Annotated in this window: 12 protein-coding genes; all 12 read right to left on the reverse strand. The window is 43.6% G+C overall.

Annotated features, from left to right (window positions below; genetic code table 11):
• Positions 1-114 precede the first annotated feature (114 nt).
• The 12 genes from rpoB to tusB all read right to left on the reverse strand — a co-directional run bounded on the left by rpoB (position 115) and on the right by tusB (position 13,042).
• Positions 115-4,143 (reverse strand): DNA-directed RNA polymerase subunit beta, encoded by a 4,029-nt coding sequence (gene rpoB / locus D7029_RS17170; RefSeq protein WP_072071066.1) that lies wholly within the window; start codon positions 4,141-4,143, stop codon positions 115-117.
• Positions 4,144-4,495: 352 nt separating this feature from the next.
• Positions 4,496-4,861, reverse strand: coding sequence for a 50S ribosomal protein L7/L12 (rplL, locus tag D7029_RS17175; protein ID WP_023583093.1), 366 nt, complete (start codon positions 4,859-4,861; stop codon positions 4,496-4,498).
• 63 nt (positions 4,862-4,924) lie between these two features.
• Positions 4,925-5,422: a 50S ribosomal protein L10 gene (gene rplJ / locus D7029_RS17180; RefSeq protein WP_006534706.1), complete on the reverse strand. Its 498-nt coding sequence runs from the start codon at positions 5,420-5,422 to the stop codon at positions 4,925-4,927.
• 326 nt (positions 5,423-5,748) lie between these two features.
• Positions 5,749-6,450 carry a 50S ribosomal protein L1 gene (gene rplA / locus D7029_RS17185; RefSeq protein ID WP_072064767.1) on the reverse strand — a complete coding sequence of 234 codons (702 nt, stop codon included), beginning with the start codon at positions 6,448-6,450 and terminating at the stop codon, positions 5,749-5,751.
• A 4-nt stretch (positions 6,451-6,454) separates the two neighbouring features.
• The gene (gene rplK, locus D7029_RS17190) at positions 6,455-6,883 is read right to left on the reverse strand and encodes a 50S ribosomal protein L11 (RefSeq protein WP_088494387.1); all 429 of its coding nucleotides are present in this window, start codon (positions 6,881-6,883) and stop codon (positions 6,455-6,457) included.
• A gap of 146 nt (positions 6,884-7,029) precedes the next feature.
• A complete protein-coding gene (nusG, locus tag D7029_RS17195; protein WP_004246900.1) occupies positions 7,030-7,575 on the reverse strand; it encodes a transcription termination/antitermination protein NusG in 546 nt (181 codons plus the stop codon).
• A 7-nt stretch (positions 7,576-7,582) separates the two neighbouring features.
• Positions 7,583-7,960 carry a preprotein translocase subunit SecE gene (gene secE / locus D7029_RS17200; protein ID WP_023583091.1) on the reverse strand — a complete coding sequence of 126 codons (378 nt, stop codon included), beginning with the start codon at positions 7,958-7,960 and terminating at the stop codon, positions 7,583-7,585.
• Positions 7,961-8,232: 272 nt separating this feature from the next.
• Positions 8,233-9,417: an elongation factor Tu gene (gene tuf / locus D7029_RS17205; RefSeq protein WP_088494064.1), complete on the reverse strand. Its 1,185-nt coding sequence runs from the start codon at positions 9,415-9,417 to the stop codon at positions 8,233-8,235.
• Positions 9,418-9,484: 67 nt separating this feature from the next.
• A complete protein-coding gene (gene fusA, locus D7029_RS17210) occupies positions 9,485-11,599 on the reverse strand; it encodes an elongation factor G (protein ID WP_088494386.1) in 2,115 nt (704 codons plus the stop codon).
• 78 nt (positions 11,600-11,677) lie between these two features.
• Positions 11,678-12,148, reverse strand: a complete 471-nt coding sequence (gene rpsG / locus D7029_RS17215) for a 30S ribosomal protein S7 (protein WP_004246897.1) — start codon at positions 12,146-12,148, stop codon at positions 11,678-11,680.
• A 98-nt stretch (positions 12,149-12,246) separates the two neighbouring features.
• Positions 12,247-12,621, reverse strand: coding sequence for a 30S ribosomal protein S12 (gene rpsL, locus D7029_RS17220; protein WP_004236497.1), 375 nt, complete (start codon positions 12,619-12,621; stop codon positions 12,247-12,249).
• Positions 12,622-12,748: 127 nt separating this feature from the next.
• Entirely contained in the window at positions 12,749-13,042 is a 294-nt protein-coding gene (gene tusB / locus D7029_RS17225) for a sulfurtransferase complex subunit TusB (protein ID WP_098941725.1), read from the reverse strand.
• Between the last annotated feature and the right edge of the window lie 13 nt (positions 13,043-13,055).

Below are 13,055 nucleotides of genomic sequence, written 5' to 3' on the forward strand. Positions count from 1 at the left end.
TCCTGTCGGAGTTAGACCTGCCAGGCAAATGACCCCTGTCATTCACCCCTTTAAACCAGTGTAGTCACTGTTTGACAGACTGCCATTTCTAGCAGTCTGTCTATATGGAATACGTTATTCGTCTTCCAATTCGATGTTGATACCCAGTGAACGGATCTCTTTCAACAATACGTTGAACGACTCTGGCATACCTGGTTCCATCTGATGGTTACCATCAACGATGTTTTTGTACATTTTGGTACGACCGTTAACGTCATCCGACTTAACAGTAAGCATTTCTTGAAGAGTATATGCTGCACCGTATGCTTCCAGTGCCCACACTTCCATCTCCCCGAAACGCTGTCCACCAAACTGTGCTTTACCACCAAGAGGTTGCTGAGTAACCAAGCTGTACGAACCGGTAGAACGGGCGTGCATCTTGTCATCAACTAAGTGGTTCAGTTTCAGCATGTACATGTAACCAACAGTTACTGGACGCTCAAATTGTTCACCTGTACGACCATCGAAAAGTGTAATCTGACCAGAAGTTGGAAGATCAGCTAATTTCAGCATCTCTTTAATTTCCATTTCTTCTGCACCATCGAACACTGGTGTTGCGGTTGGCATACCTTTTTTCAGGTTTTCAGCCAGACGTAACACTTCTTCATCGCTGAAGGTGTCCAGATCAACTTTCTGACGAGGTGCCATACCCAGATCGTAAGCTTTCTGGATAAATTCACGTAACTTAGCAACTTCTTGTTGCTGTTTCAGCATCGCGTTGATCTTATCACCGATACCTTTAGCAGCCATACCCAAGTGAGTTTCAAGGATCTGACCGATGTTCATACGTGATGGTACACCTAGTGGGTTCAGTACGAGGTCTACTGGATTACCATTTTCATCGTATGGCATGTCTTCAATTGGGTTAATCTTAGAGATAACACCCTTGTTACCATGACGACCCGCCATCTTATCACCAGGTTGGATCTGACGTTTAACAGCCAGGTAAACCTTAACGATTTTCAGCACGCCAGGTGCTAAATCATCGCCTTGAGTGATTTTACGACGCTTAGCTTCCAGTTTCTTCGCGAACTCAGCTTTCAGTTCATCATACTGTTCAGCTAATTGTTCTAGCTGGTTTTGCTTCTCTTCATCCGCAATACCCAGCTCTAACCAACGTTCACGAGGTAATTTGTCTAATTTCTCTGCTTCAATACCGCCAGCAATCAGAACACCACGGATACGAGCGAATAGACCAGCTTCAAAAATACGCAGTTCTTCAGTTAAGTCTTTCTTAACTTCACGTAACTGTGATTCTTCGATTTCTAATGCACGTTTATCTTTTTCTACGCCATCACGGGTGAAGACTTGTACGTCGATAACTGTACCAGACACACCATTAGGAACACGTAGAGAAGAATCTTTAACATCAGACGCTTTTTCACCGAAGATAGCACGTAGCAGTTTCTCTTCTGGAGTCAGTTGAGTTTCACCTTTAGGTGTTACTTTACCAACCAGAATGTCGCCACCTTTCACTTCAGCACCGATATAAACGATACCTGATTCATCCAGTTTAGATAACGCTGCTTCACCGACGTTCGGTATATCAGCTGTGATCTCTTCAGGCCCTAACTTAGTATCACGAGAGACACAAGCGAGTTCTTGAATGTGGATAGTAGTGAAACGGTCTTCTTGAACAACACGCTCAGATACAAGGATGGAGTCCTCGTAGTTATAACCATTCCATGGCATAAATGCCACGCGCATGTTTTGACCTAATGCTAACTCACCAAGGTCTGTTGAAGGACCATCAGCTAACACGTCACCGCGATCAACAGGCTCACCTAAAGATACACAAGGAGTTTGGTTAATACATGTGTTCTGGTTAGAACGGGTGTATTTAGTCAAGCTGTAGATATCGATGCCCGCTTCACCAGCGTAAGTCTCTTCTTCGTTAACTTTGATAACGATACGAGAAGCATCAACATACTGAACAACACCACCACGTTTAGCAACCGCAGTAACACCGGAGTCAACCGCAACCGCACGTTCCATACCTGTACCTACTAGTGGTTTATCACCACGAAGTGTAGGAACAGCCTGACGTTGCATGTTCGCACCCATCAATGCACGGTTGGCGTCATCGTGTTCAAGGAATGGGATCAGTGAAGCACCGACAGAAACAACCTGTTGAGTTGAAACGTCCATGTACTGAACTTGGTCACGACTAAATAAGCTTGACTCACCTTTATGACGGCAAGTAACTAATTCTTCAACGAAGTGATTGTCATCGTCTAATACGGAGTTAGCCTGAGCAATGATGAAGTTACCTTCTTCAATTGCAGACAGATAGTGAATTTCATCTGTTACAGCGTTGTTTTCAACAACACGGTAAGGCGTTTCTAGGAAACCGTACTCGTTAGTCTGTGCATAAACAGATAATGAGTTGATAAGACCGATGTTTGGACCTTCAGGCGTTTCGATTGGGCACACACGACCGTAGTGAGTTGGGTGTACGTCTCGAACTTCGAAGCCTGCACGTTCACGGGTCAAACCACCTGGGCCTAATGCAGAAATACGGCGTTTATGCGTAATTTCTGATAGCGGGTTATTCTGATCCATAAACTGTGATAACTGACTAGAGCCAAAGAATTCTTTGACAGCAGCAGAAATCGGTTTTGCGTTGATCATATCTTGTGGCATTAATGCATCAAGATCGCCTAAAGACAGACGCTCTTTAACTGCACGTTCAACACGCACCAGACCAACACGGAATTGGTTTTCAGCCATTTCGCCAACAGAACGAATACGACGGTTGCCTAAGTGGTCGATATCATCCACTTCACCTTTACCATTACGGATATCAATCAGTTTTTTCATTACTTCAATGATATCTTCTTGGCTTAGGATGCCAGAACCTTCAACTTCGTCACGGCTTAACGAACGGTTGAACTTCATACGACCTACAGCAGAAAGATCATAACGATCTTCAGAGAAGAATAAGTTCTCAAATAAGTTTTCTGCGGCTTCGCGTGTAGGTGGTTCACCAGGACGCATCATGCGATAGATTTCAACTAACGCGCTTAAACGATCGTTTGTAGGATCGACGCGAACAGTTTCTGAAATATAAGCACCATGATCTAAGTCATTGGTAAACAGAGTTTCAATCGTTTTATGACCAGCTTGACTTAAGCGAGCTAACACATCTAAAGAGATTTCCATGTTAGCAGCACAAATCAGTTCACCTGTCGCTTCATCAATATAATCACGAGCAACCACTTTACCTGCAATGTATTCAACAGGTACTTCAATGCGGTCAACTTGCTCTTTTTCTAATTGACGAATATGGCGAGCGGTAATACGACGGCCTTTTTCGACATACACTTTGCCGTTTGCTTCAATATCAAATGAAGCAGTTTCACCACGCAGACGTTCAGGCACTAATGTCATCATCAGCTTGTTGTTGCTGATTTCAAACAGTGTTTTTTCGAAGAATAATCCTAAGATTTCTTCAGTGCTGTAGTTCATTGCGCGTAAAATGATAGTCGCAGGTAATTTACGGCGACGGTCAATACGGACAAAAAGGTTATCTTTAGGGTCGAATTCGAAGTCTAACCATGAGCCACGATAAGGGATAATACGTGCGTTATACAGTACCTTACCTGAAGAGTGTGTTTTACCTTTGTCACTATCAAAGAACACACCAGGGCTACGGTGTAACTGGGAAACGATAACACGCTCAGTACCATTGATAACAAAAGTACCATTATCGGTCATTAATGGGATTTCACCCATATAGACTTCTTGTTCTTTGATGTCTTTAACGGTGCCTTCTGGGGCTTCACGTTCATAAATGACCAGACGCAGTTTTACACGCAAAGGTGCTGAGTAAGTTACACCGCGGATCTGACATTCTTTAACATCAAAAACAGGCTCGCCTAAGCGGTAGCTGACATATTGTAATTCAGCATTACCACTGTAGCTTTGGATAGGAAATACGGAACGGAAAGCTGCTTCCAGACCGTTTTGACCATCAGGATCTTGCTCGATGAACTTCTGGAACGAGTCAAGTTGGATAGAAAGGAGATAGGGAACATCCAGAACTTGTGGACGTTTACCAAAATCCTTACGAATACGTTTTTTCTCGGTATAGGAGTAAACCATAGGGTTCCTCAGCTCGCTGAAAAGTGACCCACTCTGCCTGTCCTTAACTTTTTTAAGGATGGCTCGACATTCTGCTAACACTGTTTTTTTGTAGGTAGGAAAACAACTATTTTCCGAATATTCATTGCTATTACTCTTAAATCATTTCATTGTGCTGATCTCACTACCGAGCTTTCGAGAACGTGGATCGTAGTGATTAACACAGTATATTAAGTCGTCAATAGCAAAAAATATTGAAGTAATGAGACACCAAAAAAGTGTGAAAAAGTGACTCTTACCTTACAGCGCAAAAAGGCTGGTGACCAAAAAATCACCAGCCATCAGCCGTTAGGCTGCACTCTGGGAAGTTAAATTATTTAACTTCAACCTCAGCGCCTGCTTCTTCCAGAGCTTTCTTCAGAGCTTCAGCATCATCTTTGCTTACGCCTTCTTTCAGAGCTGCTGGTGCAGATTCTACTAAGTCTTTAGCTTCTTTCAGGCCAAGACCGGTAGCGCCACGTACTGCTTTGATTACTGCTACTTTGTTACCGCCGATAGCTTTCAGGATAACGTCAAATTCAGTTTTCTCTTCAGCAGCTTCTGCTGGACCCGCAGCAACAGCAACAGCTGCAGCAGCAGATACACCGAATTTTTCTTCCATCATAGAGATCAGTTCAACAACGTCCATTACAGACATTTCAGCAACTGCGTTTAAGATATCGTCTTTAGAAATAGACATAACAAGTGTTCCTAAAATTCAGAAAAAGTTTATACGTAAATAAAGCAACGAAGAAATTGGCTATTAAGCAGCTTCTTTCTGATCGCGCAGAGCAGCCAGAGTGCGAACCAATTTGCCTGCAGAGGCTTCTTTCATGGTTGCCATCAGGCGTGCGATTGCTTCATCGTAAGTTGGGAGTGTAGCCAGACGATCGATGTTCGAACCTGGGATAAACTCACCTTCAAAGGCAGCCGCTTTAATCTCGAATGCTGGGTTCGCTTTCGCGAAATCTTTGAACAGACGAGCTGCAGCGCCCGGATGTTCAGCAGAAAATGCAATCAAGGTTGGACCAACAAATGCATCTTTCAGTACTTCATAAGAAGTACCTTCAACAGCACGACGCAGAAGTGTGTTACGTACTACACGTACAGTAACACCAGCTTCACGACATGCTTTACGCAGTTCGGTCATTTTAGCTACAGTAACGCCACGGGAATCCGCAACAACTGCAGAAAGCGCACCTTTGGCAACTTCGCTGACTTCAGCAACAATCGCTTGTTTGTCTTGAAGATTTAGTGCCATTAGCTTCTTGCTCCTGGATTAACCGAGTAAAAACTCGGGACTCACATCACTTATTACCACAATGGTATAAGCGCTAAAACACGGTGAGTAGAATCCAGAATATATAATTCTTTATTGGCTCTCTCACCGTCTACGCAGGAAAATTAAGTAATTACTTACACCTGCGGTCTTGGACGGGGTCTGGATAGGCCAGACTCCAACCGAAATTCAGAGAATTTAGTTATGTCGACTTAAATAAAATACAACATAGCTAAACTCAAGGCGTCAAATTCTATACAAATTTGACGCCAAGGTAAAGTCTTTTATGACTTTAGTCTAATCTAAGATTAAACTGTCGCGCTCAAGCTAGCTTGATCAATAGCAACACCTGCACCCATAGTGGTAGACAGGCTTACTTTCTTGATATAAACGCCTTTCGCTGCTGATGGTTTTGCTTTTTTCAGAGCAACCAGCAGAGCTTCTAAGTTTTCTTTCAACTGAGCTTCGTTGAAATCAACTTTACCGATAGTGGTATGGATAATACCATTTTTGTCGTTACGGTAACGAACCTGACCAGCTTTAGCATTTTTAACTGCTTCAGCAACGTTAGGAGTTACAGTACCCACTTTCGGGTTTGGCATTAAGCCACGTGGGCCAAGGATTTGACCTAATTGACCTACAACGCGCATTGCATCTGGAGATGCGATAACAACGTCGAAGTCCATTTCGCCAGCTTTAACTTTAGCAGCTAAGTCGTCCATACCGACTAATTCAGCGCCTGCTTCTTTAGCAGCTTCTGCATTTGCACCTTGTGCGAATACAGCAACGCGAACTGAACGGCCAGTACCGTGTGGAAGTACAGTTGCACCACGAACGTTTTGATCTGATTTACGTGCATCGATGCCAAGGTTAACAGCAACGTCAACGCTTTCAACGAATTTAGCAGTAGCCAGTTCTTTCAGTAAAGCAACAGCTTCAGTAATTTCGTACTGTTTAGTTACTTCAACTTTCTCACGGATATTGCGCATGCGCTTGGTTAGTTTAGCCATCAGATTAATCCTCCACTACCAGGCCCATGGAACGAGCAGTACCTTCGATTGAACGCATCATAGCTTCAACGTCAGCACCAGTCAGGTCCGCAGCTTTAGTTTCTGCGATTTCACGAACTTGAGCAGAAGTAATTTTACCTACTTTCTCTTTGTTCGGTTTGCCAGAACCTGATTTCACGCCCGCCGCTTTCTTCAGCAGAACTGCTGCTGGAGGAGTTTTGGTAACGAAAGTGAAAGAACGGTCAGCATAAACTGTAATAACAACAGGAATTGGTAAACCTTTTTCTACGCTTTCAGTTTTAGCGTTGAATGCTTTACAGAATTCCATGATGTTAACACCTTGTTGACCCAGAGCTGGACCAACTGGTGGACTTGGATTAGCCATACCTGCAGAAACTTGCAGTTTGATATAGGCTTGGACTTTCTTAGCCATTAATTAATTCCTCAATTTGGGTATATCGCCCGGCTAGGGCTCCCCGATTTTACTTTGTTTTGCCTTATGGCAAAACAACTCAAAACGAAAGGTGGAAAATTGTAGATAACTTTTCCACCTTTTGCAAGAAAGCAACGTAAAAAGGTTTAACCTTTTTCAACCTGACTAAAGTCTAATTCAACTGGTGTTGCACGACCAAAGATTGATACAGAGACTTTTAAGCGGCTTTTTTCGTAATCAACTTCTTCAACAACACCGTTAAAGTCAGCGAATGGACCATCGCTAACACGAACCATCTCACCTGGTTCAAACAGTGTTTTAGGACGCGGTTTATCACCAACTTGTTGTAAGCGATTCATAATCGCATCAACTTCTTTATCGCTAATTGGTGCAGGTCTGTCAGACGTTCCGCCAATGAATCCCATAACACGAGGTACATTACGTACTAAGTGCCAAGTTGCATCGTTCATGACCATTTGGACAAGAACATAGCCTGGGAAAAATTTACGCTCACTTTTGCGACGTTGACCGCTACGGATCTCAACCACTTCTTCGGTTGGAACCATAACTTCGCCGAATGAGTCTTCCATTTCGTTTAATTTGATATGTTCACGCAGAGACTGTGCAACACGGCCTTCAAAGCCTGAAAAAGCCTGAATGACATACCAGCGTTTTTTTGGAGAATCAGTCATGAACACCTCACAGGCCAGTAATAAAGGAAACAAAACGAACCAGAATGCCATCCAGTCCCCAAAGAACTAATGACACAATAGCCGTCACCGCAGCAACAATCAGGGTTGTCTGCAATGTTTCTTGACGTGTTGGCCATACTACTTTACGCATTTCAATACGCGCTTCGCGAGCAAATGCTAATGTTGCTTTACCTTGTGTTGTCCACAACGCGATCCCACCCGCTGCTACGAACAAAGCAACAACAGCTAAAGCTCGTAACGCTAGGTTAAATTCACGGTAAAGATAGTTGCCACCCACTGCTACTGCCAGCAATAAAACGGTAATGATCCACTTAGCGATATCACCACCGCGTTTGCTATCTTGAGCTCCGCTATTCGCACTCATAAATTAACCTGTCATATGATGTAAATAAATAGCCAGCTTGCCTCGCAAGAGCAAAACAAATCAGACTAACCATAAAATCAACTATGATTGCATCTGACACAGTGTCATATCTCTATGACATTCGTATCTGCAAGATACTGGACTCGATTCGTTGTATCAGAGCCTATCTCACCAATAATTTACAGCAAACTAGTGATGAGATAGGTTCTTTTTCAAACAACGCATAAAAAGGGCATCAATTGATGCCCTTCTCTAGGAAATTACGCGAGTAATTAACCTAATACTTTAGCAACAACGCCCGCACCTACTGTACGGCCACCTTCACGGATAGCGAAACGTAAACCGTCGTCCATCGCGATTGGGTGAATCAGTTCAACGATCATGTTGATGTTGTCACCTGGCATTACCATTTCTACGCCTTCTGGTAATTCGATAGTACCAGTTACGTCAGTTGTACGGAAGTAGAACTGTGGACGGTAGCCTTTGAAGAATGGAGTATGACGACCACCTTCATCTTTGCTCAGAATATAAACTTCTGATTCGAATTTAGTGTGTGGCTTGATTGAACCTGGTTTTGCCAGTACTTGTCCACGTTCGATTTCTTCACGTTTAGTACCACGCAGAAGAACACCAACGTTCTCACCTGCACGACCTTCGTCAAGTAATTTACGGAACATTTCAACGCCAGTACAAGTTGTTTTAACTGTTGGTTTGATACCAACGATTTCAACTTCTTCACCAACTTTAACAACACCACGCTCAACACGACCAGTTACTACTGTACCACGGCCTGAGATTGAGAATACGTCTTCGATTGGTAACAGGAATGGTTTGTCAATTGCACGCTCTGGTTCTGGGATGTATGAATCCAGTGCTTCTGCTAATTCAACAATTTTTGCTTCCCACTCAGCTTCGCCTTCCAGTGCTTTCAGCGCTGAACCACGGATTACTGGAGTGTCGTCACCTGGGAAATCGTACTGAGACAGAAGTTCACGAACTTCCATTTCTACTAATTCCAGTAACTCTTCATCATCTACCATGTCACATTTGTTCAGGAATACGATGATGTAAGGAACACCAACCTGACGACCTAACAGGATGTGCTCACGAGTTTGTGGCATTGGGCCATCAGTCGCAGCAACAACCAGGATAGCTCCGTCCATTTGCGCAGCACCAGTGATCATGTTTTTAACATAGTCGGCGTGACCTGGGCAGTCTACGTGTGCGTAGTGACGAGTTGGAGTGTCATATTCTACGTGTGAAGTAGAGATGGTGATACCACGAGCTTTTTCTTCTGGTGCGTTATCGATTTGATCGAATGCACGAGCAGCACCACCGTAAGTTTTAGCTAAAACTGTAGTGATTGCAGCAGTCAGAGTTGTTTTACCGTGGTCAACGTGGCCGATAGTACCAACGTTAACGTGCGGTTTTGAACGTTCAAATTTTTCTTTAGACACGACTATATTCCTTAATATCGCTCCCTCAATTAGAGGGAGCGTAAACTAAATTGAACTCGAAAGGATCTTATTTCGCTTTACGAGCTTCGATAATAGCCTGAGCGACGTTGCTAGGCGCTTCGTTGTACTTCAAGAACTCCATAGAGTAAGAAGCACGACCCTGAGTTTGTGAACGCAGGTCAGTTGCATAACCGAACATCTCAGCCAGTGGTACTTGAGCACGGATGATCTTACCGGTAGGCAGATCGTCCATACCTTCAACCATACCACGACGACGGTTTAAGTCACCGATAACGTCGCCCATGTAATCTTCTGGCGTTTCAATCTCAACTTTCATGACTGGCTCAAGCAGAATTGGCTTAGCTTTCATGAAGCCGTCTTTAAATGCCATTGATGCGGCAATTTTAAACGCGATTTCTGAGGAGTCAACATCATGGTAAGAACCGTAATGTAAACGAGCCTGAATATCCACAACAGGGTAACCTGCTAATGGACCAGATTTCAGCTGTTCTTGAATACCTTTATCAACAGCTGGGATGAATTCTTTAGGAATTACACCACCAACGATATCGTTGATAAATACGTAGTTCTCTTCACCACCTGCTGGTAATGGAGACAGGTCGATAACAACATGACCGTACTGACCACGACCACCAGATTGTTTCGCGTGCTTACCTTCGATATCAGTTACTGTATCACGAATAGTTTCACGGTAAGCAACCTGTGGTTTACCTACGTTCGCTTCAACTTTAAATTCACGACGCATACGGTCAACTAACACGTCTAAGTGCAGCTCACCCATACCAGCAATGATAGTCTGACCAGTTTCTTCGTCGCTTGATACGCGGAAAGATGGATCTTCTTGAGCCAGACGGTTCAGAGCGATACCCATTTTTTCTTGGTCAGCTTTAGTCTTAGGTTCGATAGCAACAGAGATTACTGGCTCTGGGAATTCCATACGTTCTAAGATGATTGGTGCATCAATTGCACATAAAGTATCACCTGTAGTTACGTCTTTCAGACCGATAGCAGCAGCGATGTCGCCCGCACGAACTTCTTTAATTTCTTCACGCTTGTTAGCATGCATCTGAACAATACGGCCAAAACGTTCTTTTTTGTCTTTAACCGGGTTCAGAACTGTGTCACCTGAGTTTACAACACCAGAGTACACACGGAAGAATGTTAAGTTACCAACAAATGGGTCAGTAGCGATTTTGAATGCCAGAGATGAGAATGGCTCTTCGTCGCTTGAATGACGTTCTGCTGGAGTATCTTTACCGTCTGGTAACATACCGTTGATAGCAGGAACATCTGTTGGTGCTGGCAGGTATTCAATTACCGCATCCAGCATTGCCTGAACACCTTTGTTCTTAAATGCAGAACCACAGGTAACCAGGATAATTTCGTTATCTAGAACGCGTTTACGCAGAGCAGCTTTGATTTCTGCTTCTGTCAGTTCTTCACCGCCCAGATATTTGTCCATCAGGTCTTCTGATGCTTCAGCAGCAGATTCAACCAGGTTGTTGTGCCATTCTTCAGCTAAATCTTGCAGATTTGCAGGAATGTCTTCGTATTCGAAGGTAACACCTTGGTCTTCTTCATTCCAACGGATTGATTTCATTTTAATTAAATCAACAACACCGGTGAAATTTTCTTCAGCGCCTACTGGGATTTGCAGTGGAACTGGGTTTGCTGCCAGACGTGTTTTGATTTGTTCAACAACACGCAGGAAGTTTGCACCCATACGGTCCATTTTGTTAACGAACGCGATACGTGGTACATGATATTTGTTAGCCTGGCGCCATACTGTTTCTGACTGAGGCTGAACACCACCAACTGCACAGTAAACCATAACCGCGCCATCAAGAACACGCATAGAACGTTCTACTTCGATTGTGAAGTCAACGTGTCCCGGGGTGTCGATGATGTTTACACGGTGAGGCTCAAACTGTTTAGCCATACCAGACCAGAATGCAGTAGTTGCTGCGGATGTGATAGTAATACCACGTTCCTGCTCCTGCTCCATCCAGTCCATTGTTGCTGAACCTTCGTGAGTTTCACCAATTTTATGGTTTACACCGGTATAAAACAGAATACGTTCACTTGTAGTGGTTTTACCGGCATCGATGTGCGCACTGATACCGATATTACGGTAGCGTGCTATGGGGGTTTGACGAGCCATTTTTTCCTCTCTCGTGGGCGTTCAATTCAGGTAAAGGACAGCAGAGCTGTCCTGAAAAGAGTTGCGATACTCCGTGGATTACCAACGGTAGTGTGCGAACGCCTTGTTTGCATCTGCCATACGGTGAACGTCTTCACGTTTCTTAACAGCAGCGCCTTTGTTTTCAGCCGCATCAGATAATTCATTTGCCAGGCGAAGAGCCATGGATTTATCACCGCGTTTACGAGCAGCTTCAACAATCCAACGCATTGCTAATGCATTACGACGAACTGGGCGTACTTCAACTGGAACTTGGTAAGTTGAACCACCAACACGGCGGGATTTAACTTCCACAGTAGGACGTACGTTATCTAATGCGATTTCGAACGCTTCCAGTTCAGTTTTGCCTGAACGCTGAGCCAGGGTCTCAAGCGCATTATATACGATAGATTCTGCAGTAGATTTTTTACCGTCTACCATCAGAATGTTTACAAATTTGGCCAGCAGTTCTGATCCGAACTTAGGATCTGGCAGAATTTTACGTTGACCAATTACACGACGACGTGGCATGGAAATACTCCGTTTAAATTCAGGGTTGTCCAAAACTCAATGAGTTTATTTTGACATTAATGGTGAAAAAATGTTTGGCCTTACTTAACGGAGAACCATTAAGCCTTTGGCTTCTTCACACCGTACTTAGAACGAGCTTGTTTACGGTCTTTAACACCGGAACAGTCCAGCGCGCCGCGAACAGTGTGGTAACGCACACCTGGTAAGTCTTTAACACGACCACCACGGATTAAGATTACGGAGTGTTCCTGCAAGTTGTGGCCTTCACCACCGATGTAGGAAGAAACTTCGAAACCGTTAGTCAAACGCACACGGCATACTTTACGCAGTGCTGAGTTTGGTTTTTTTGGAGTGGTAGTATATACACGAGTACATACGCCACGTTTTTGCGGGCAAGCTTCCAGAGCTGGAACGTTGCTTTTAACAACTTTCGAGCTACGAGATTTGCGCACCAGCTGGTTAATAGTTGCCATTTAAAAAAAGCTCCTGGTTTTTGCTTCGTAAACACGGATTTGAACTCTGTCTTGTCAACAAGACAAAACATGAGGACGCAGAATTTTATTGCTGACGGGCTCATGTGTCAAGAATTATACAGCAATTCTACGCTCCCCAATGAATTTGTTGGGGGTGTTTTACCGTTAAATCGACAAAATCACCATAATTGATAAGTTTAATGTGATGAGATACTTGATCTTTTAAGCCTCTTGCCAAAACATCATCAATTAATGCGTAAACTGAAATTTGCTGTTGGAGACAATATTTTAATAAGGGATTGTCTTCAAGAACTGCCAGTACACCATCTTGTATTAACAAAACATCATCTTCTTTTGTCAATAAAGATAAAAAAGCCTCTAAATCACTTTGATAAATAGAGACAGAATAAGTATACAACATAACCGTTCAACCT

This window comes from Proteus vulgaris (assembly GCF_016647575.1).
GTDB lineage: Bacteria > Pseudomonadota > Gammaproteobacteria > Enterobacterales > Enterobacteriaceae > Proteus > Proteus mirabilis_B.